The sequence below is a fragment of the Jatrophihabitans sp. genome (assembly GCF_036000465.1).
In the GTDB taxonomy this organism is placed as follows: domain Bacteria; phylum Actinomycetota; class Actinomycetes; order Mycobacteriales; family Jatrophihabitantaceae; genus Jatrophihabitans.
The window spans coordinates 1-19,800 of the sequence record NZ_DASYFV010000063.1; the positions used below are offsets into that span (position 1 = coordinate 1).

The following is a 19,800-nucleotide window of genomic DNA, read 5'->3' on the forward strand; positions in this document are numbered from 1 at the left end:
GTTCAGGTGGCCCGACGTCTTGTTCGTCGTGCGGCCGTCGATGGTGATGATGACGTTGCCCGAGTCGTCCGAACCGAGGGTGTTGTACGTCGGGCCGGGCGAGAGGATCACGTACGGCACCGGCAGCGTCAGCGCCAGCACGAACAGCACGAGGAAGACGATCGTGGTGACGATCAGGGTGCGGACCCGGCGGCTCAGGGAGGCGAAGCCGCGACCTCCGGGGATTCGGTCGACGGACGGCAGGCGGACCACCCGGGCAGCGTAACTGCCGGGGTTCGGCGGCCGATCAGTCGCCGGGTGTGATCGTCCCGTCGGCGCCCGCGGGCGACACGTGGCCCCGATCCTTCGAGCGGGCCGTCTGGACGAGCGCGTCGAGGTACTCGCTGTGCGCCTGCATCGACTCGGCCGTGTTCGGCGTCGGGGCGGGCCGCGAACGCACCCACGACCACAGCGCGGCGAGCACGGTGGCGACGACCGGCACCGACAGCCACAGAACCCAGCTCACCCGGCGGACGGTACCGGCGCCGAACGGTTCGCTGTGAGCGCAACGCGGGGGCGGCGCGGAACGGTCTGCGGCTCCGGTTCGTCGCTACTAGCGTGGGGTGCATGTACCGCGCTCTGCACGACCTCGATGACGCCGTCCGAACGGAGCCCGTCCGATGAACCTGCCCTTCGGCTTCGGCCTACCCGGTGGCGGTGGTGGCGACGACCCGAACAACCCGTTCGGCGGCATGAACATGTTCGCCGAGCTGCAGAAGCTGCTGAACTGGTCCGGCGGCCCGGTGAACTGGGATCTCGCCAAGCAGCTCGCGGTGTCCACGATGGCCGACTCCAGCACCATCGTGAGCCCGGCCGACCGCACCGGTGTCGCGGAGTCCCTCCGCCTCGCCGACCACTGGCTCGACGACGCCACCGACCTGCCGTCCGGCATCCAGACCATCGAGTCGTGGACCCGGCAGGAGTGGCTCGAGCGCACCGTGCCGGTGTGGTCGGCACTCGTCGAGCCGGTCGCCTCGCGCGTGGTGGCGGCGATGTCGTCGGCGATCCCGCAGGAACAGATCGAGGCGCTCGGCGCCGGCAATCCGGTCGCCGGGATCATGCAGCAGGTCGGCGGCCTGATGTTCGGCGCCCAGGTCGGGCAGGGGCTCGGCGGGCTGGCCCAGGAGGTCGTGTCGTCGACCGACATCGGCATCCCGCTCGGCCCGGTCGGCGTGGCCGCGCTGATCCCGCAGAACATCGCGGCGTTCGGCGAGGGCCTCGAGCGGCCGGCCGAGGAGATCCGGCTCTACCTGGCCCTGCGCGAGGCGGCCCACCAGCGGCTGTTCGCGCACGTGCCGTGGCTGCGGCAGCGCCTGCTCGACACCGTCGACACCTACGCCCGCGGCATCACCATCGACATGTCGGCGATCGAGGAGTCGATGCGCGGCCTCGACCCGATGAACCCCGAGGGCATCCAGGAGGCGCTCAACGGCGGACTGTTCGCGCCCCAGCAGACCCCCGAACAGCAGGTGGCGCTGCGCCGGCTCGAGACGCTGCTCGCGCTCGTCGAGGGCTGGGTCGACGCCGTCGTCGCCGCCGCGGCCGGCGAGCGGATGCCCGGCGCCGACGCGCTGCGCGAGACCTCGCGGCGCCGCCGCGCCTCGGGCGGGCCGGCCGAGCAGACCTTCGCGACCCTGGTCGGCCTCGAGCTGCGCCCGCGCCGGCTGCGCGACGCCGCCGCGCTGTGGTGGAGCGTCACCGAGAAGCAGGGCGTGAGCGGGCGCGACGCGATCTGGTCGCACCCCGACCTGTTGCCGACCGCCGACGACCTCGACGACCCGCTGGGCTTCGGCGAGAAGAGCGTGGCCGAGGGCAGCTTCACCGCGCCGGACGATCTGAGCGGCCTGGAGGCCGAGCTCGCGGCCGAGCAGGCGAAGGCCGCGGAGCAGACCGAGGCGAACGACCCGGAGCCCGGGAACGGCGAGGCGGGCCCGGAGCAGCCGGGGACGACCGCCGGCTGAGCGCTACCCCGCGTCGGCGGCGTCCTCGGCCGCGTCGCCGGTGAGGTCGTCGGCCAGGTCGTCGGCCAGGTCGTCGGCGATGGGCAGGTTCGCCGCGGCGCTCACCCCGTCGAGGTAGCCCCGCGCCCGCTCGGTGCGCGGGTAGCGCTCGACGAGGCGCCAGAACCGCGGCCCGTGCCCGGATTCGAGCAGATGCGCCAGCTCGTGCACCAGCACGTAGTCCTGCACCCAGACCGGCATCTCCTGCAGGCGGCGGGAGAGCCGGATGGTGCGGTCGGCCGGGGTGCACGACGCCCATCGGGTGCGCATGGCCGGCACCCAGCGCACGCTCGCCGGGACGGCGCGACCGTCGAGGTAGCGCTCGGACAGCTCGGCGGCCCGGCGGGCCAGCGCGGCATCGCCCGGGCGACGGCGCGGGCGCGAACCCTCGACCCGCGCGACCATCTTCTCGACCCACTCGCGCTCCTCGGCGGCGGTGAACCGGGCCGGGATGAGCACGACGATGCGGGCGCCGTCGCGGTAGGCCGACACGGTGCGTCGCCGCTTCGCGCTGCGCCGGACCTCGATCGGGGTCGGGTTCGGGGTCACCATGACTCACTCCGCACGGACGACACGCTAACCACCGGCTCGGACATCAGGCCGATAGCCGGGCGTTTCGTCCACAGTTGTTCCCTGGTTTCCACAGCGTGAGCCGCCTTGTCCACACAGTTATCCACAGGTGTGGACATTCACTTCAGGGTTACCGTCCGTTCAGATACGCCCCACCGGCCGGCCATCCGATCGCGGCGATCCGGGCTGTGGACAACCCGCTCGGCGCGACCGGCGCGTGGCAGCGTCGGCGCCGTGACCATCATCGACGACCCGGCGCCGAGCGGCGACGATTTCGTGCTCGGACCGGCCACCCGGCTGCTGTGGCGCTCCCCGCACTCGATCCACCTCGAACTGGGCGAGCAGGCGGTCGTCGTCGAGGGCCTGCCGGCCTCGGCCGTGAGCCGGGTCGTCGCCCACCACCCGCCCCCCGATCCGGCGGCGAGCGACCCCGCGATCACCCGCGCCCTGGTCGACCTCGCCGACGCCGGCTACCTCTGGCCGCGCATCCCGGAATCCGGGGAGTACCGCGAGCCCGGGCCGGCCGGCGACCACAGCGACCCGCGCCGCGCGCCGCCGCATCCGCGCCTGGCCGGCGAGCTCACCGCCCTGGCCGTCACCCATGCCGAGCGGGCCGCCGAGGTGCTGGCCGCGCGCGGCCAGGCGAGCGTGGTCGTGCACGGCCGCAGCCGGGCCGCGGCTCACCTCGGCGCCGTGCTGGCCGCGGCCGGGGTCGGGCGGGTGCACTGTGTCGCCGGCGGCACGGTCCGGCTGCACCAGGCGATGCCGGGGGGCGTGCTGCCGGGCGACGAGGGTCTCGACCTCTCGGTCGCGGCCGACACCGCGCTGCACCGGGCCGCGCCGGAGGTCGACACGACGCCGCCACCGCCCGATCAGGCTCCCGACCTCACGGTTCTGGCGATCGACGCCCCGATCGACGACGACCGCCGGGTCGCGCTGCACGCCGCCGGGGCCGCCCATCTCGTGGTGTCGCTCGGCGCCGATCGCGGCACGGTCGGGCCGCTCGTGCTGCCCGGGCTCACCAGTTGTCTGCGCTGCGCCGATCTCCACCGCCGCGATCGCGATCCGGCCTGGTCGGCCCTCGCGGTGCAGCTCACCGTGCCCCGCCGCGGCGGCTCGGGCTCCGACGTCGCGGTGTCCACCGTGGTCGTCGGGGCGGCCGCGCTGCAGGCGCTCGCCTTCCTCGACGGCGGCGATCCGGCCTGCGTCGACGGCACCCTCGAGCTGCGGCTGCCCGACTGGCGCCTGCGCCGGCGCAGCCGGCCGCCACACCCCGACTGCGACTGCGCCCTGCCCGCCGATCCGGGCCGGTAGTCCTCGGCGTGGGGAGTCCCACTCAGCAGGGCATTCGTCGGGCGGACGGGCAGAATGGACCCGTGTCAGACATTCCCCAGCGGCGCGTGGCTCGGACGGCGAAGTTGGCATCCCTGCCGTTGGGCGTCGCCGGCCGCGCCACTGTCGGTCTCGGCCGCCGGATGACCGGCCGTTCGGCCGAGGACGTCACCGCCGAGCTGCAGGCCCGTACCGCCGAACAGCTGTTCACCGTGCTCGGTGAGCTCAAGGGCGGAGCGATGAAGCTCGGCCAGGCCCTGTCGGTCTTCGAGGCGGCGCTGCCCGAGGACAGCGCCGCCCCGTACCGCGAGGCGCTCACCAAGCTGCAGGAGGCCGCGCCGCCGATGCCTGCGGCCACCGTGCACAAGGTGCTCGACGAGCAGTTCGGCCGCCGCTGGCGGGAACGCTTCACCCACTTCGACGACGTCCCGGCCGCGGCGGCGAGCATCGGCCAGGTCCACCGCGCGGTGTGGTCCGACGGCCGCGAGGTCGCGGTCAAGCTGCAGTACCCCGGCGCCGGCCCGGCCCTGATGGCCGACCTCACCCAGCTCACCCGGCTGGCCTGGCTGTTCGCGCGCATCTCCCCCGGCCTCGACGTCAAGCCGCTGCTCGCCGAGCTCAAGGAGCGGGTGCTCGAGGAGCTCGACTACACCCTCGAGGCCGACGCCCAGCGGGCGTTCGCCGCCGCGTACGCCGACGACGAGCAGATCGCGATCCCGCGCATCGTGGCGAGCGCGCCGAAGGCGATCATCAGCGAGTGGATGGACGGGCGCCAGCTGTCCTCGATCATCGCCTCGGGCAGCCAGGACGACCGCGACACCGCCGGTTCCCTGATGGCGCTGCTGCACTACTCGGCCCCCGGCCGGGCCGGGCTGCTGCACGCCGACCCGCACCCGGGCAACTTCCGGATGCTGCCCGACGGCCGGCTGGGCGTGGTCGACTTCGGCGCCGTGGCGCGACTGCCCGGCGGCTACCCCGTCGGGCTCGGCCGCCTGACCCGCCTCGCCGTCGACGGGGACGCCGACGGCGTGCTGCAGGTCATGCGCGACCTGCACTTCGTGCGGGCCGGCGTGAAGATCACCGCCGACGAGGCGATGAACTACCTCGGCCCGATCCTCGACCCGCTGCGCGAGCCGTCCTTCACCTTCAGCCGCGAGTGGATGCGCACCCAGGCCGCGCGCCTGGCCGATCCGCGCGGCGAGGAGGCCCGGGTCGGGCGGCAGCTGAACCTGCCACCGTCCTACCTGCTGATCCACCGGGTCACGCTCGGTTCGATCGGTGTGCTCTGCCAGCTCGGTGCGACGGCGCCGTACCGCTCGCTCGCCGAGCACTGGCAGCCCGGCTTCGCGCACGCGTCGGGCGAACTCGGCGACTGAGCCTCGGCTCGACGGCCGGGACGATCCCACCCCTGGGTGTGCTTGTCGTGAGGCCGGGTCCCGCGGTGCAATGGCAGGTATGGACGTCGTGTGTTCGCTCTGCGGCCGGGTGGCCGATCCGGAGGCCGACGGCAACCCGCCCCTGGCCTGGTCGGCCGACATGGTCGAGACGAGTTCCGGGCACCGCACCCGCTGGGTCTGCGTCGACTGCACCCGGCGCTACGTCCGCTCGATCGAGGCGAAGCTCGACCAGGAGTGGTGGTGAACGACGGCGGCCGCCGGATCGGGTGATCCGGCGGCCGTCGTCGTTCGATGGTGCGGGCGATCAGCGGACCGACGCCTCGTGCACACGCTCGGCGTGCCGCGACTCGGCGGCCCGGGCGTAGCGCGACACGCGGTGCCAGCGGCGCCGGGCCGCGAGCTCGCGGGCCAGACGCATCTCCCGCGAGCGCTGTTGGGACTCGCGCATTCGGTCTCGTGCGAGTGCTTCATGCATGACGTACATGGTGATGCTCCTTGAAAGTGGGGTCGGCGGAACGGCATTGGCTCTTGCGTGCATCGGGTCGCGCCCGGACGGGTCGATCCCGATTGGGTCCTTCGTGACGTAGGGACAAAGGATCATGCGGCGACCTCGGTGCGATCGGCCTTGCGCGGACGACCGCGCGGCCGCTTGCGGGCCACGACCGTGCCCCGCTCGAAGATCTCGCCGCCCCAGACGCCCCAAGGCTCCCGACGCTCGAGAGCGCCGGAGAGGCAGGCGAGGCGGGCCGGGCAGGCCTGGCAGAACGACTTTGCGCTCTCCAGGTCGGCGGGTGTCTCGGCGAACCACAGGTCGGGGTTCTCCACCCGGCACGGCACGTCGTCGGGGCACTCCTTCGAGAGTGGGTCCAGCGGGTCGATTCCGATCGCGTCGAAGCCGATCTGGTCGAGGGGCTTCACCTCGTCGATCGCGCAACTGGTCAACACGTCGGGTCACCTCCTTCACTTCGGTTGATGTGGATGGATCTCGTGCGTTCGTGAATCACTCGGTTGACGGTCAATCGCTTGTAGGTGTGACGTCGGGTGCCGTTCTGGTCGGCGTCGGAGAAACAGAAAGGCCGCGGTTCCCAAGCTGGGAGCCGCGGCCTCGAGGAGCCATTGTCGTTGACTTTCGTCAACTGGATGTTCCTCGAGGTGGGCGGCCCTGCTTGCGGCCGGCGTAGGCGCCGAGACCGGCGGTGGCCGGGACGACATCCGTGAACCGGACGATGCTGGTGCCTGCGTGGACAGACGTGTCCTGCAGATCATTGGCGGTCGGGGCGATCAGGGACGGCGTGCACGTCGGCCACGAACCCTCGACCCGCGTCGGCATCGCGAACGGCGAGACGGCGGTCGGGAGGAGGCTGCGCGAACGCACGGCCGGCGGGAACACTGCGGGGATCGAGATCGTCTCGATCGTGTTCGTGTTCTTCATCGCGGGCCACCTCCTCTTCGACTCGTGCGCGCGCGGAATCGCGTGCGGTGTGCCTGCAGGCTAACGGGGGGCCAAACCGGCCCGCAACCCATTTATTCGCACCGGCCCGAAATCGACTTGTCCGCTCGTGTGGCTGCGATTTCGGCGCCGATCACGACCACACGGGCGGACAAGTGCGGGGGTTGGCCCTGACACACTGGCCGCCATGGCCCCCGCTCCCGCCCGGCCGACGTCCGCGGCGCTCGGCACCGTCCTCGCCGTGCTGTTCCTGACCTTCCTCGACACCACGATCGTGAGCGTCACGCTCGGCAGCCTCGAGACCGACATCGGCGCCGGCGTGATCCCCCTGCAATGGGTGATCAACGCCTACGCGCTTGCCTTCGCGAGTCTCATGCTGCTCGGCGGCTCGCTGGGTGACCGGTTCGGACGCCGCCGGCTGATGCTCGCCGGCATCGTGGCCTTCGCGGTCGGCTCGCTGCTGTGCGCCCTGGCCTCGGGCGTGGCCCTGGTCATCGCCGGCCGGGCGGTGATGGGCATCGGGGCCGCCGCCTCGGAGCCCGGCACGCTGTCGGTGATCCGGCAGCTGTACCCCGAGCGCGGCCCGCGGGCCCGGGCGCTCGGGGCGTGGTCGGCGGTGTCCGGGCTGGCGCTCGCGCTCGGCCCGGTCATCGGCGGCGTGATCGTCGGCGTCTCCGACTGGCGTTGGGTGTTCTGGTTCAACCTGGTCGCCGCACTCGGGGTGCTCGCCGCGGTGCTCGCGTTCGTCCCCGAGAGCCGCGACCCGCAGCCGGGACGCCTCGATCTCGCCGGCGCCGCGCTCGGCGCGGCCGGCCTCGGGTTCGTCATCTACGCCGCGATCTCCGGGGAGTACCAAGGGTTCGGCACGTGGTGGATCGTCGCGCTGTTCGCGCTCGGCGGTCTGTGCCTGGTCGCGTTCGTACCGGTCGAGACGCGTGCCCGCAGCCCGCTGCTCGACCTGCGGTACGTGCGACGTCCGATCGTCTCGTCGGCGCTCTTCTCGGCCTTCGCCGTCTACTTCGGCGTCTTCGCGATCTTCTTCTTCACCGCGCTCTACCTCGACATCGGGCAGCACTACTCGGGGCTGCGGCTCGCCGAGATGTTCGCGCCGATGGCGGCGGCGATCGTCGTCGGCGGTGTCGCCACCGGCCGGTGGGTGGCCCGCGCCGGCACGCGGGCCCCGACAGTGACCGGCTGCGTCATCGCCGCCCTCGGCATGCTGCTGGCCCGCGTCGAGCTCGGGCACGGCAACTCACTCACGTTCGCGCTGCTCGCGCTGGCGCTCGCGCTCGCCGGTGTCGGGTTCGGCATGACCGTGGTGCCGCTGACCTCGGCCGTGCTCACGCACATCCCGGCCCGGCACTCCGGCATGGCCGCCTCCGCCACCAACACCGCGCGCCAGCTCGGCGCCGTCGTCGGCGTCGCCGCACTCGGCGCGATCATCAACTCGCACCTGACCCGGGCGGTCAGCGAGTTCTTCACCGGTCCCCTGCTGGGCGGGGCGAAGGACAGCGTGCTCAAGGCGCTCGAGACCGGCGGCAGCTCCGACGGCCTCGACCTGTCCAACATCCCGGACGCATTCGTCCGCGCCTTCCTCGACGGGCTGCAACTCGCGCTGGCAGTGGCGATCGTCCTGATCGTGCTCGCCGGGGTGGCGGCCGCGCTGGTGAAGGAGCCCGCGCCCGAGCCGGACTCCGATCAGCTGACGTCGACCGGCTCGACGTCGGCCGGGTCGGCACCGCCGAGCACCGAGAGCACCGGCTCGGCGTAGCGGGTCAGCTTGGTCGGACCGACGCCGGTGATCTGGGCGAGCCCGGCCCGGCTCTTGGGGCGGGCATCGGCGATGGCGACCAAGGTGGCGTCACTGAACACGACGTAGGGCGGCACCTTCTGGGCCTCGGCCTGCGCCTTGCGCCAGGCGCGCAACCGGCCGAACAGCTCGGCGTCCTCGGCCTCGGGTTTCCGCGCCTTCGATTTCGCCCGCGGGGCGAAGTCGCGCGGCACCTCGGGCCGCAGCCCGTCGAGGAACCGGCTGGCCCGGCGCCCCTTGCGCTGCCCCGGGCTGCGCGCGAGCGCCCACGACAGGGCCAGCTGCTCGCGGGCCCGGGTGATGCCGACATAGAGCAGCCGCTTCTCCTCGGCGAGCTGCGCCGGGGTCGTCGCGTGCTGGATCGGCAGCGTGGTGTCGGTCAGGCCGACGAGGAACACGCAGTCCCACTCGAGCCCCTTGGCCGAGTGCAGCGACGCCAGCGTGACGCCCTGGACGGTCGGGGCGTGCTGCGCGCCGGCCCGCTGGTCGAGCTCGGTGGTGAAGGCATCGAGATGCGCCTCGGGCGTGACCGCCAGGAGGTCGTCGGCGAGGGTGACGAGGGCGGCCAGCGATTCCCACCGCTCGCGCGCGGCGCCGCCGGGCGGGGCGTTGTCGGGGTACCAACCCAGGCTGCCGAGCACGCTGCGCACGGCGTCGGGCAGCGACTCGGTGGTCTCCTCGCCGCTGCGGGCGGCACCGCGCAGCAGCAGCCGGGCCTCGCGGATCTCCGCGCGGTCGAAGAATCGCTGACCCCCGCGCAGAACATAGGGCACGCCGACCTGCGACAGCGCGGCCTCGTACACCTCGGACTGCGCGTTGATGCGGAACAGGATCGCGATCTCCGCCGCCGGGGTGCCGGCCTCGACGAGGCGCCGGCACTGCGCCGCGACGAACGCGGCCTCGGCCGGCTCGTCGTCGAACTCGGCGAAGGTCGGGTCGGGGCCGTCGGGCCGCTGGCCGACGAGGGTGAGCGCCGCGTCGCCGCCGCGCACCAGCGAGTTGGCGAGCGCGACCACCTGCGGCGTGGAGCGGTAGTCGCGGTGCAGCCGCACCAGCACGGCATCGGGGAAACGGCGCCGGAAGTTCAGCAGGTGATCGGGGGTCGCCCCGGCGAAGGAGTAGATCGTCTGGTTGGCGTCGCCGACGACGCAGAGGTCGGTGCGATCACCGAGCCAGGCGTCGAGCAGCCGCTGCTGCAGCGGCGAGACGTCCTGGTACTCGTCGACCACGAAGTGCCGGTAACGGCTGCGGATCTCCTCGGCGACGTCGGGCAGCTCCTCGAGCGCGCCGGCCATGATGAGCAGCAGGTCGGAGAAGTCGATCTGGCCCGAGCGTCGCTTCGTCTGCTCGTACTCGGCGTAGAGCTTGGCGACGGTGTCGGGCGTCGAGGTCGTCTCGCGCCCCGCGGCGCGGGCGATCCCGGGGTAGGCCTCGGGCGTGGCCAGCACGGCCTTGGCCCAGTCGATCTCGGCGGTGAGGTCGCGCAGCTCGGCGCGGTCGAGTCGCATCCGCAGCCGGGCAGCGGCGTTGCCGACGAGGCGCATCGGGTTGTCGACGACCTCGGGCGTGCCGCCGCCCAGGATCCGCGGCGCGAAGTACTGCAGCTGCCGCAGCGCCGCCGCGTGGAACGTGCGGGCCTGCACGCCGCCGGCTCCGAGGGTGCGCAGCCGGGTGCGCAGCTCGCCGGCCGCGCGGGCGGTGAAGGTGACTGCGAGCAGCTGCCCCGGCGGCACCGCGCCGCTGCGCACCGCGTAGGCGATGCGGTGGGTGATCGCGCGGGTCTTGCCCGTCCCGGCGCCGGCGAGGATGCAGACGGGACCCCGCACCGCGGACGCGGCCTCACGCTGCTCGGGGTCGAGCCCAGCCAGCACGCTCTCGGGATCCTGCACGAGGACCGATCCTGCCAGCGGACCACGACACTCCGGGCAGCGCCTGTGGACATGTGGCGACGGCCATGCGGCGGCGCGGGGAGCGGAATTCGGGGCAACCCCGCGGCGTTGGCCCCACGTCACCCCCGGCGCGAAGGAGCGGTTGCCCCGATGTTCACGATGTACACGACCAGTTGGTGCGGGTTCTGCTCCCGGCTCAAGAGCGGCCTGGCCCGCGAGGGCATCACCTACGACGAGGTCGACATCGAGCGCACCGACGGCGCCGCCGAGATCGTGATGGAGGTCAACGGCGGCAACCGGACCGTGCCGACCCTCGTCTTCGCCGACGGCACCGCGCTCACGAACCCGAGCGTCACAGAGGTCAAGGCGAAGCTCGCGGCTTGAGCTGGACCCCGCTCTCACCTGACCGGCTGACCGAGGGTCTCGCCGACCGGCTCGTCCGCCGACCGGGCATCGTCCGGGTGGCCGTCGACGGGCCCGAGTGCGCGCACGCCGAGCATCTCGTCGGCGAGGTGCAGGAAGCCCTGCGGGCGCGGGGGCGGCCGAGCGGGCACGTGCCGGCGCGCCTGTTCTGGCGCGACGCGTCCGTGCGTCTCGAACACGGCCACGAGGACATCGAGTCCTATCTCGGCTGGCTCGACGCCGACGCGCTGCGCCGCGAGGTGCTCGTCCCGATCGGCGCCGAGGGCACCTACCTGCCCTCGCTGCGCGATCCGGCGACGAACCGCTCGACCCGCGAACCGGTCCGCCGCGCCGACGCCGGCACCGTGCTGTTCGTCAGCGGCGAGTTCCTGCTCGGTCTCGGCCTGCCGTTCGACGAGGTGATCCACCTGACGATGTCGCCCGCGGCCCGCAGCCGGCACACCGCCGCGGACCAGGCGTGGACGCTGCCCGCGCACGAGCGGTACGAGGCCGAGGTCGACCCCGCCGCCCTGGCCGACGTCGTGGTGCGGCTCGAGGACCCCCGCCGCCCCGCGGTGCGCGGGCTCTCATGATGTTGTCGGACGGTCGACCTACCGTGGAGGACGTGACCGAGGAGCCGGGGTGGGTGCGCCGGCTCTGGGGTCAGGTGGTGCGGCACCGGCGCAACGTCGTCCTGGCCCTCGTCGCCTCGCTCGGGGGCAGCGCGGCCCAGACGACGGTCCCGCTCATCGCCCGCCAGATCGTCGACGAGGTGGTCGTCGCGAAGCAGGGGGCGCTGTGGCCCTGGCTCGTGCTGCTCTTCGCCGCGGCCGGTCTGGCCTTCGGCCTCGCCTACGTGCGGCGCTACCGCGGCGGGCAGGTGGCGCTGGAGGTGCAGTTCGACCTGCGCAACGCCATGCACGACCACCTGCAGTCCATGGACCAGGCCGCGCTGAGCCGCATGTCGACCGGGCAGCTCGTGTCGCGCGCGAACTCCGACTCCGCGCTCGTGCAGGGGTTGCTGAGCTTCCTGCCGCTGATGATCGGCAACCTGCTGATGGTGGTGCTGGCGCTCGGCGTCATGTTCGTCCTGTCGCCGCTGCTCGCGCTGCTCGCCCTGGTCGTCATGCCGGCCCTGTTCGTCGTCTCCTACCGCATGCGCCGACGCGTCTTCCCGGCCACCTGGGACGCGCAACAGCGCGAGGGCGACGTCGCCCAGATCGTCGACGAGGGCGTCACCGGCGTCCGCATCGTCAAGGCGTTCGGGCAGGAGGCCCGCGAACTCGGCCGGCTCACCGAGGCGGCCCAGAAGCTGTACGGCTCGCGGCTGCGGGCGACCCGCCTGCAGGCCCGCTACCAGCCGCTGCTCGAGGCGATCCCGACCGTCGCGCAGGTCGCGATCCTGGTGTTCGGCGGGCTGCTCGCGCTGCACGGCACGATCACGCTGGGCACCTTCCTGGCCTTCTCCACCTACGTCGGGCAGTTCGCGGCGCCCGCCCGCCAGCTGGCCGCGATCCTGACGGTCGGCCAGCAGGCCCGGGCCGGCGTCGAGCGAATCTTCCAGCTCCTCGACCTCCGCCCCGCGATCACCGACGCGCCCGACGCGATCGAGCTCCCGGCCGTCGCCGGCGAGATCGTCTTCGACCACGTGCGCTTCGGCTACGACCTCGACCGCCCGGTGCTGGACGGCGTGGACCTGCGCATCGCTCCGGGCGAGCGGGTGGCCCTGGTCGGCGCGAGCGGCAGCGGCAAGTCGACCGTGGCGGCCCTGGTGTCGCGCTTCCACGATCCCGACTCCGGCAGCGTGCGCCTCGACGGTCACGACCTGCGCGAGGTCGGACTGCACTCGCTGCGCCGGCAGATCGGGGTGGCCTTCGAGGAGAGCTTCCTGTTCTCCGCCACGGTGCGGGCCAACATCGCCTACGGCCGGCCCGACGCGTCCGACGCCGCGATCGAGGCCGCGGCCCGCGCCGCCCAGGCGCACGACTTCATCACCGAGCTGCCCGCCGGCTACGAGACGCTCGTCGGCGAGCGGGGCCTGACCCTGTCGGGCGGCCAGCGCCAGCGGGTGGCCCTGGCCCGCGCGATCCTCGCCGACCCCGCGGTGCTCATCCTCGACGACGCGACGAGCGCGGTCGACGCCCGCACCGAGGAGGCGATCCACGACGGCCTGCGGGCGGTGCTGCACGGGCGCACCACCCTGCTCATCGCGCACCGGCTGTCGACCCTCAACCTGGCCGATCGCATCGTCGTTCTGGAGCGGGGCCGGGTCGTCGACGACGGCACGCACGACGAGCTGACCGAGCGCAGCCCGCTCTACCGCAGCCTGCTGTCCGGGCTGGAGGACGAGCCGGCCCGCCGGGCGGGCGACCGCATCGAGGCCCTGGCCGCGCTGACCCGCGACGGCGTCACCGCCTCGGCGTGGCGCGAGACCGCGGCCCCGCGACCCGCCCGATCCGTCGCACCGTCGGCCGGGCTCGGGGCCGGGCTGGTGCACAGCGGCGGACCGAACGGCATCTTCAGCGGCCTGCCGGCGACCCCGCAACTCGTCGCGCAGGTCGAGGCGCTGCCCCCGGTCCGCGACGTCGCCGTGCTCGACCTCGCCCGCGAGAGCCGGCACCAGCGGGAGTTCGGGCTCGGCCGGCTGCTGCGCCAGTTCCGCGGCCCGCTGTTGATCGGGCTCGTCCTCGTCGTGCTCGACGCCGTCGCCGGGCTGGCCGGGCCGTTCCTCGTCAAGATCGGCGTCGACAGCGGCGTGGCGCACGGCTCGGAATCGGTCCTGCTCGCCGCCGCCGCGGCCTTCCTCGGGGTCGCCCTGGTCGACCTGCTGGTGAAGGTCGCCTCGACCTTCGTCACCGGTCGCACCGCCGAGCGGATCATGCTCTCGTTGCGCATCCGCATCTGGGCGCAGTTGCAGCGGCTCTCGCTGGACTACTACGAGCGCGAGCTCGCGGGCCGCATCATGACCCGGATGACGACCGACGTCGACCAGTTCGAGTCGCTGGTCAGCAACGGCTTGCTGTCGGCCCTGATCGCGTTCGTGACCTTCGTCGGCGTCGGCGTCACGCTGCTCCTCGTCGATCTCGAGCTCGGCCTGGTCACGCTGAGCGTGATGCTGCCGCTGGCGGTCGCGACGGTCTGGTTCCGGGCCCGATCGACCGTCCTCTACGACGTCTCGCGCGAGCGCATCGCGGCCGTGAACGCCGACTTCCAGGAGAGCCTGTCGGGCGTGCGCGAGTCGCAGGCGTTCGCGCACGAGGCGGCGACGATCCGGCGCTTCCACGACCTCGGCCGCGCCTACCTCGAGTCGCGCATCGGGGCCCAGCGGCTCGTAGCGGTCTACTTCCCGGGCGTGCAGTTCCTGGCCGCGGTGGCCGACGCGCTGGTCCTCGGGGTGGGCGCGTCGCTGATCCGCTCGGGTTCGCTGACCGTCGGCGCGCTCATCGCCTTCCTGCTCTACATCGACATGTTCTTCAGCCCCATCCAGCAGCTGTCCCAGGTGTTCGACTCGTGGCAGCAGACCCGTGTCTCGGTGCGGCGGATCGCCGAGCTGATGGCACTCGACCCACTCACCCCCGAACCGGCGGCCCCGGTCGCGCTCGATGCGCCCGACGGCGCGGTCGCGGTCGAGGACGTGCGCTTCGCCTACCCCGGCACGAGCGGCGGGGACGCGCTGCGCGAGTTCGCGCTCTCGGTCTCGGCGGGCGAGACGGTGGCCCTGGTCGGCGAGACCGGGGCCGGCAAGTCGACCGTGCTCAAGCTGCTGGCCCGCTTCTACGACCCGCTCGACGGCCGGGTGTCGCTCGACGGCCACGATCTACGGACGCTCGACCTCGCCGGGTTCCGGCGCCACCTGGGCTACGTGCCGCAGGAGGCGTTCCTGTTCACCGGCACGGTGCGCGACAACATCGCCTACGGACGGCCGGAGGCGGGCGACCACGAGGTCGAGGCGGCGGCCCGGGCGGTGGGCGCGCACGACGTCATCGCCTCGCTGCCCGGCGGCTACCTGACCCACCTGCGCGAGCGGGGCGGGTCGCTGTCCTCGGGCCAGCGGCAGCTCATCGCGCTGGCCCGGGCCCAGCTCGCCGATCCGGCGCTGCTGCTGCTCGACGAGGCCACCTCGAACCTCGACCTCGCCACCGAGTCGCACGTCACCGCGGCCATGCGCTCGGTCGCCGACGGCCGCACCACCATCGTCATCGCCCACCGGCTGCAGACCGCCCGCACCGCCGACCGGATCGCGATGCTCGACCGCGGCCGGGTCGTCGAGGTCGGCACCCACGACGAGCTACTCGCCCGCGACGGCAGTTACGCCCGGATGTGGCGGGCCTTCGAGCTGGTCGGGGCAGCGGCGTTCGCCCCGGACTGATCCGCTCGCCGACACCGGCATGATCATCATTCTGCGTGCATTCGCACTACGGCGGTCCGGTACCGCTGCCGCGCGAATCTTGAGTCAGGCGCTTCTGGGGCGGATCACCGCAGCCCCGTAACTTGGTCCCTGAGCGAGCAACCCGAACCCCCCGCCGGGTCGCGGACTCACGGTTCACGACAACGCATCAACGGTTCGGTTCCCCCGCCCGTACCGCGATGCCACACAAAGGTTCACCAGAAGTCGACGGAAACCCCGCCTGCCCCCGGCCGGCGGGGTTTTCTCGTTCCCGCGCCCGCGTGTATCTGCCGCCTGCGAGGGCCGCTCCTCCCCGATGCCAGGTCCTACCGAGGAGGAATCCCATGGACACCGTCGACCGCCACCGCACCACGTCACCGTCCCCGGCCGTCGCCGCCGCCGAGCAGCGGCTCTACGACGCCGAGACCGCACTGCACGCCGCGCGGCAGAGTGGAGTCGACGCCTGGGTCGCCGCCGCGTACGACCGCCTGCACGAGACCATCCTCGAGCACGACGCCGTCCGGTCACGCTGAGCAACGATCACGACCCGGTGGATCGAGTTAGTGCATCCGCACCAGAAAACACCGTGCAGAAACGCGGGCGATTGCGTACAGCGGTGCCTGTGTCGCTCGCGGGGTGACTACCTACAGTTGTGCCTGAGCGAGCAACCCGATCCCCCGCCGGGAAGCGACCTCAAGTCACACCCACAACGCATCGCGGCCCGGTTCCCCCGCCCGTACCGCGCTGCCACATAGCACCAGGACAGCCCCGCCAGCCCCCCGGCCGGCGGGGCGTCCTGCTTAACGGCGGCGGCGCCCGGCGGCACAGCGGTCAGATGTCGCCGGCCAGCCAGCGGTCGATGAGGAATCGGGAGATCGAGAAGTGCGGCGGGATGCCGCGCAGCCGCACGCCGTCGCTGACATCCAGGGGCGTAGTGAGGTCGTCGGTCCAGTCGGCCGCCCGCCGGATCTCCTCGCGGGAGAACCAGCCGGCCTCGGCCATCTCGACCGGGTCGAGGGTGATCGACGGGTCCCCGTCGAGCCGGGCGACGAACCCGAGCATCAGCGACGCCGGGAACGGCCAGGGCTGGCTGGCGACGTAGCGGATGTCGCGGATCGCGACGCCGACCTCCTCGTAGACCTCGCGGGCCACGGCCGCCTCGAGCGACTCCCCCGGCTCGACGAAGCCGGCCAGGGTGGAGAAGCGGCCCTCCCCCCACTGCGGTCCGCGCCCGAGCAGGGCCAGGTCACCGCCGTCGTGGATGAGCATGATGACGGCGGGATCGGTGCGCGGGAAGTGCTGGCTGCCGTCCTCGGGGCAGGTGCGGGTCCAGCCGGCGAGGGTCTCGCCGGTGGGCGCGCCGCAGATCGGGCAGTGCGTGTGGCGCTGGTGCCACTGTTCGAGCCCGACGGCGCTCACCACCAGGCCCGCCTCGAGGTCGTCGGCGGCGGCGCCGAACTCGCGCAGCGTGCGCCAGTTGTCACCGTCCGGCTCGGCCGTCACCGCGAAGTGCGGGACGTCGTCGATGACGCCGAGGAAGCGGCGCGGGCCGTCCGGGGCGTCGGCGGCGGCGCGGAACTCGATCCGACCGGCGTCGGTGACCGGGGTGGACGACTTGGGGCTGATCAGCACCACCCGGGCCCGGGCCCAGGCCTCGGCCAGCCAGGCGTCGTCGGAGCGGTGCAGCGCGGCGCGGTCGAACGAGACCCGCGACAGCGGTGGCCCGCCGGCGTCGTGCACCCCGCCACCGCTCAAGACTCGACCGCCCCCAGGGCGGCCAGCGGTCCGGTGATCGACACGGCGTCACCGACGACCACGCCGGTGAACTGCGACGGCGCGAAGAACTCGGCGGCCGCGGCGCTGACGTCGTCGACCGTGGTGGCGAGCAGCCGGCCGGGGTGCGCCTTGATCCAGTCGAGGCCCAGCCCGAACGCGGAGAACGCCGAGAGGGTCGAGGCCAACCCGGCCTGGGTGGCGGTCGACATCGCCAGCGTGCCGATCGCGTACTGGCGCACCGACTCGAGCTCGGCCTCGGTGACCGGCAGGGATGCGATCCGGCCGAGCTCGTAGCGCGTCTCGAGCATCGCCGGGCCGGTGACCTCGGTGGCGACCTCGACGTCGAGGTTCAGCGTCGAGCCGAGCACGTGATGGTCGATCCGGCTGTGCGGGCCGTAGGTATAGCCCTTGTCCTCACGGATGTTCTCCGTCCAGCGGGAGGAGAAGTAGCCACCGAAGATCAGGTTGGCGAGCTGCAGGGCCGGGTAGCCGTCGTCGGTGCGGGTGAGCGCCGTGCGGGCGAGCCGCACCGAGGTCTGCACCGAGCCGGGACGATCGACGACCAGCAGCGGACCGGCCGGCGGGGTCGGCAGGCCGGGCACGCGTGCCTTGGCCGCCGTGCCGCTCCACCCGGCGAGCGCCTCGGCAGCGAGGTCGACCATCCGGGCCGGGGCGGCATCGCCGACGAGCACGAGCACCGCGGTGCCGGGGCGCATGAGCGAGGTGTGCATCGACCGCAGCTGGGCCGGGGTCACCGCGGCGACATCGGCCGGCTGCGCGAGATCGATCGCGTAGGGATGCTCGCCCCACATGCGCTTGGCCAGCGCCTCGCTCGCGACGACACCCGCGCGGGCGCGGGCGATGGTCAACTTCTCGACCATGCGATCGCGTTCGGTGGCGACCTCGTCCTTGGCGTAGGCCGGCTCGGTGAGCACCGTGCCGACGAGGCCGAGCAGGTGCCTGAGGTTGGTGTTGAGGACGTTGCCACCGAGCACCAGCCGATCGGCATCGACCGACACGGACAGGTCAGCCCCCAGGGCCTGGATCGCGGCGGCGAGGCCGGCCCGGTCGAGATCGGCCGCCCCGGTGAGCATCGCCTCGGCCAGCAGCGCGCCGCGGGCCGGGTGCCCGGCCTTGGCCGACAGGAACGGCACGCGCAGCCGCAGCTCGACGATCGGCACGCCCGGCTTGCGGACCGCGATGACCTTCAACCCGTTGTCCAGCACGCTCTCGGTCACCCGCAGCGTCTTGGACACCCGTGGCTTGGTCAGCGCCGGAACGGTCTTGGGCTCGAGGTGCTTCTTTCCGCCCTTGTCGCTCATCGATCCTCCTCCCGGTCGCTCGCTCCGCTCGGGCCCGGCATCGGATCGATCCGCTCCTTCGTCGCGGTCTGTGCTTGCTGGTTCGCACCGCTTGCGTCGCTCACTTCGCCCCTCCCGCGATCAGCTCGAGCACAGCCCGTCGGTCCGGAGTCAGCCCGCTCGCCGCCTTCCGGACGTCGTCGCCGCTGACCGCGGCGAGGCGGCCGGGCAGCTCGGCGATGAGCTCGGCCCGCCCGTGGATCAGCTCGAACTTCGCGAACTCGAGGGTGCGCGAGATGACTGCGTCCATCTCGCGGAACAGCACGCTGATCAGCCGCGTGCGGACGCGATCGAGCTCGCCCGGCTCGAGCCCGTCGTCGGCGATGCGGGACAGCTCCTCGTCGACCCCGCGCAGGATCGCGTCGAGGGCGCCGGCGTCGGGGTAGTGCGCGCTGATCGTGAACGAGGTCGGGTCCCGCTCGTCGAACGGATCGCCGAACTCGCCGATGTAGGCCGACACGTCGGTGACGAGGTGATCGCGTTGCACGAGGCGGCGCTGCAGACGGGAGGCGTCGCCGTCGGAGAGCACCTCGCCCAGCAGCAACAGGGCGAGCAGGTCGTGGAACTCACCGACCGGGTCGGCCACCCGGTAGCCGATCGCCACCGCCGGGATCGGCGCGTGCGGGTCGTCGTGGGTGTCTCGCCGCTCGGCGGTGAGCGCCGGCTCGGCGAAGCTCGGCCGCTTCGGCGCCTTGCGCTTGCGGATGTCGCCGAAGTGCTTCTCGACGAGCTCGAGCGTCTCGTCCACGTCGAGGTCCCCGGCCACCGCGAGCACGGCGTTGGCCGGGGCGTAGTAGCGGTCGAAGAAGTCGCTGGCGTCCTCGACCGTGGCGCTCTCGAGGTCGGTGAAGCCGCCGTAGCCGTTGTGCGAGTTGGCGAACGTGTCGAACAGGACGGCCGGCAGGTAGATCCACGGGAAGCCGCCGTAGGGGCGGTTCATCACGTTGACCCGGATCTCGTTCTTGACGACCTCGAGCTGGTTGGCCAGGTTCTCCTCGGTGATGCGCGGGCTGAGCATGCGGTCGGCCTCGAGGAAGAGCCCGCGCTCGAGCGCATTCGACGGCAGCGACTCGAAGTAGTTCGTGTAGTCGAAGTGCGTGCTGCCGTTGAACGTGCCGCCCGAGGACTGCACGTAGCGGAAGTGCTCGAGCTTCTCGAGGTTGGCCGAGCCCTGGAACATCAGGTGCTCGAAGAGGTGCGCGAAACCGGTGCGGCCCTCGGGCTCGGAGCGGATGCCGACGTCGTAGAGCACCGCGACGCCGACGACCGGCGCCGACCGGTCGGGCGCGACGACCACGCGCAGGCCGTTGGCCAGCGTGTGGTGGGTGAGGTCGAACGTCGGGCTGGGCAGCTTCTGCGGACGCGGCACGTCGCCCACCCTAGTGTT

Annotated in this window: 18 protein-coding genes and 1 pseudogene; 10 read left to right on the forward strand and 9 right to left on the reverse strand. The window is 72.7% G+C overall.

Going from position 1 to position 19,800, the window contains the following annotated elements; translation table 11 throughout:
- Window positions 1-252: pseudogene (locus VGN18_RS18080) on the reverse strand (hypothetical protein); the annotation flags it as partial.
- A gap of 34 nt (window positions 253-286) precedes the next feature.
- Window positions 287-505, reverse strand: a complete 219-nt coding sequence (locus VGN18_RS18085; RefSeq protein WP_327541117.1) for a hypothetical protein — start codon at window positions 503-505, stop codon at window positions 287-289.
- A gap of 154 nt (window positions 506-659) precedes the next feature.
- Between VGN18_RS18085 and VGN18_RS18090 the strand changes: the two genes are divergently transcribed.
- A complete protein-coding gene (locus tag VGN18_RS18090) occupies window positions 660-2,000 on the forward strand; it encodes a zinc-dependent metalloprotease (protein WP_327541118.1) in 1,341 nt (446 codons plus the stop codon).
- A gap of 3 nt (window positions 2,001-2,003) precedes the next feature.
- Here VGN18_RS18090 and VGN18_RS18095 read toward each other — a convergent pair whose 3' ends face one another.
- A complete protein-coding gene (locus VGN18_RS18095; RefSeq protein ID WP_327541119.1) occupies window positions 2,004-2,591 on the reverse strand; it encodes a M48 family metallopeptidase in 588 nt (195 codons plus the stop codon).
- A gap of 252 nt (window positions 2,592-2,843) precedes the next feature.
- Here VGN18_RS18095 and VGN18_RS18100 point away from each other — a divergent pair, with 252 nt between their 5' ends.
- The 3 genes from VGN18_RS18100 to VGN18_RS18110 all read left to right on the forward strand — a co-directional run bounded on the left by VGN18_RS18100 (window position 2,844) and on the right by VGN18_RS18110 (window position 5,582).
- Complete coding sequence (locus VGN18_RS18100; RefSeq protein ID WP_327541120.1) at window positions 2,844-3,923, forward strand: hypothetical protein; 1,080 nt, start codon at window positions 2,844-2,846, stop codon at window positions 3,921-3,923.
- A gap of 62 nt (window positions 3,924-3,985) precedes the next feature.
- Window positions 3,986-5,317: an ABC1 kinase family protein gene (locus VGN18_RS18105; protein WP_327541121.1), complete on the forward strand. Its 1,332-nt coding sequence runs from the start codon at window positions 3,986-3,988 to the stop codon at window positions 5,315-5,317.
- 79 nt (window positions 5,318-5,396) lie between these two features.
- Window positions 5,397-5,582, forward strand: a complete 186-nt coding sequence (locus tag VGN18_RS18110; RefSeq protein WP_327541122.1) for a hypothetical protein — start codon at window positions 5,397-5,399, stop codon at window positions 5,580-5,582.
- A 60-nt stretch (window positions 5,583-5,642) separates the two neighbouring features.
- Here the strand turns inward: VGN18_RS18110 and VGN18_RS18115 are convergent, their stop codons facing one another.
- Both VGN18_RS18115 and VGN18_RS18120 read right to left on the reverse strand, forming a co-directional pair.
- Window positions 5,643-5,786, reverse strand: coding sequence for a hypothetical protein (locus tag VGN18_RS18115; RefSeq protein WP_327541123.1), 144 nt, complete (start codon window positions 5,784-5,786; stop codon window positions 5,643-5,645).
- Between the two features lie 149 nt (window positions 5,787-5,935).
- Window positions 5,936-6,223 carry a WhiB family transcriptional regulator gene (locus VGN18_RS18120; RefSeq protein ID WP_349259966.1) on the reverse strand — a complete coding sequence of 96 codons (288 nt, stop codon included), beginning with the start codon at window positions 6,221-6,223 and terminating at the stop codon, window positions 5,936-5,938.
- A gap of 329 nt (window positions 6,224-6,552) precedes the next feature.
- On the opposite strand from VGN18_RS18120, the gene VGN18_RS18125 reads away from it, so the two are divergent.
- Together VGN18_RS18125 and VGN18_RS18130 are read left to right on the forward strand one after the other, a co-directional pair.
- Window positions 6,553-6,834, forward strand: a complete 282-nt coding sequence (locus VGN18_RS18125; protein ID WP_327541125.1) for a hypothetical protein — start codon at window positions 6,553-6,555, stop codon at window positions 6,832-6,834.
- A gap of 141 nt (window positions 6,835-6,975) precedes the next feature.
- Window positions 6,976-8,559 carry an MFS transporter gene (locus VGN18_RS18130; protein ID WP_327541126.1) on the forward strand — a complete coding sequence of 528 codons (1,584 nt, stop codon included), beginning with the start codon at window positions 6,976-6,978 and terminating at the stop codon, window positions 8,557-8,559.
- Here the strand turns inward: VGN18_RS18130 and VGN18_RS18135 are convergent.
- Window positions 8,487-10,487, reverse strand: coding sequence for an ATP-dependent helicase (locus tag VGN18_RS18135; protein ID WP_327541127.1), 2,001 nt, complete (start codon window positions 10,485-10,487; stop codon window positions 8,487-8,489). The two genes, VGN18_RS18130 and VGN18_RS18135, sit on opposite strands and share 73 nt — an antisense overlap.
- A 150-nt stretch (window positions 10,488-10,637) precedes the next feature.
- Here VGN18_RS18135 and VGN18_RS18140 point away from each other — a divergent pair, with 150 nt between their 5' ends.
- The 4 genes from VGN18_RS18140 (at window position 10,638) to VGN18_RS18155 (ending at window position 15,809) form a co-directional block, all read left to right on the forward strand.
- The gene (locus tag VGN18_RS18140; protein ID WP_349259965.1) at window positions 10,638-10,871 is read left to right on the forward strand and encodes a mycoredoxin; all 234 of its coding nucleotides are present in this window, start codon (window positions 10,638-10,640) and stop codon (window positions 10,869-10,871) included.
- A complete protein-coding gene (locus tag VGN18_RS18145) occupies window positions 10,868-11,482 on the forward strand; it encodes a hypothetical protein (protein WP_327541129.1) in 615 nt (204 codons plus the stop codon). Before VGN18_RS18140 ends, VGN18_RS18145 begins: the two co-directional genes overlap by 4 nt.
- On the forward strand, window positions 11,479-15,258 hold the full coding sequence (locus VGN18_RS18150; RefSeq protein ID WP_414655066.1) for an ABC transporter ATP-binding protein: 3,780 nt from the start codon (window positions 11,479-11,481) through the stop codon (window positions 15,256-15,258). The genes VGN18_RS18145 and VGN18_RS18150 overlap by 4 nt, the downstream gene beginning before the upstream one ends.
- A 362-nt stretch (window positions 15,259-15,620) precedes the next feature.
- Window positions 15,621-15,809 (forward strand): hypothetical protein, encoded by a 189-nt coding sequence (locus VGN18_RS18155; RefSeq protein ID WP_327541131.1) that lies wholly within the window; start codon window positions 15,621-15,623, stop codon window positions 15,807-15,809.
- A 298-nt stretch (window positions 15,810-16,107) separates the two neighbouring features.
- On the opposite strand, the gene nudC is transcribed toward VGN18_RS18155, so the two are convergent.
- The 3 genes from nudC to VGN18_RS18170 all read right to left on the reverse strand — a co-directional run bounded on the left by nudC (window position 16,108) and on the right by VGN18_RS18170 (window position 19,782).
- The gene (gene nudC / locus VGN18_RS18160; RefSeq protein WP_327541132.1) at window positions 16,108-17,016 is read right to left on the reverse strand and encodes an NAD(+) diphosphatase; all 909 of its coding nucleotides are present in this window, start codon (window positions 17,014-17,016) and stop codon (window positions 16,108-16,110) included.
- Between the two features lie 11 nt (window positions 17,017-17,027).
- Window positions 17,028-18,374 (reverse strand): pitrilysin family protein, encoded by a 1,347-nt coding sequence (locus VGN18_RS18165; RefSeq protein WP_327541133.1) that lies wholly within the window; start codon window positions 18,372-18,374, stop codon window positions 17,028-17,030.
- 100 nt (window positions 18,375-18,474) lie between these two features.
- Window positions 18,475-19,782, reverse strand: a complete 1,308-nt coding sequence (locus VGN18_RS18170) for a pitrilysin family protein (protein WP_327541134.1) — start codon at window positions 19,780-19,782, stop codon at window positions 18,475-18,477.
- Between the last annotated feature and the right edge of the window lie 18 nt (window positions 19,783-19,800).

Bases quoted from the DNA above. Each gene is read 5' to 3' on its own strand.
- VGN18_RS18155 (WP_327541131.1), top strand. From the start codon at position 15,621: ATGGACACCGTCGACCGCCACCGCACCACGTCACCGTCCCCGGCCGTC.
- VGN18_RS18095 (WP_327541119.1), bottom strand. From the start codon at position 2,591: ATGGTGACCCCGAACCCGACCCCGATCGAGGTCCGGCGCAGCGCGAAG.
- VGN18_RS18130 (WP_327541126.1), top strand. From the start codon at position 6,976: ATGGCCCCCGCTCCCGCCCGGCCGACGTCCGCGGCGCTCGGCACCGTC.
- VGN18_RS18115 (WP_327541123.1), bottom strand. From the start codon at position 5,786: ATGCGCGAGTCCCAACAGCGCTCGCGGGAGATGCGTCTGGCCCGCGAG.
- VGN18_RS18165 (WP_327541133.1), bottom strand. From the start codon at position 18,374: ATGAGCGACAAGGGCGGAAAGAAGCACCTCGAGCCCAAGACCGTTCCG.
- VGN18_RS18150 (WP_414655066.1), top strand. From the start codon at position 11,479: ATGATGTTGTCGGACGGTCGACCTACCGTGGAGGACGTGACCGAGGAG.
- VGN18_RS18110 (WP_327541122.1), top strand. From the start codon at position 5,397: ATGGACGTCGTGTGTTCGCTCTGCGGCCGGGTGGCCGATCCGGAGGCC.
- VGN18_RS18090 (WP_327541118.1), top strand. From the start codon at position 660: ATGAACCTGCCCTTCGGCTTCGGCCTACCCGGTGGCGGTGGTGGCGAC.
- VGN18_RS18140 (WP_349259965.1), top strand. From the start codon at position 10,638: ATGTTCACGATGTACACGACCAGTTGGTGCGGGTTCTGCTCCCGGCTC.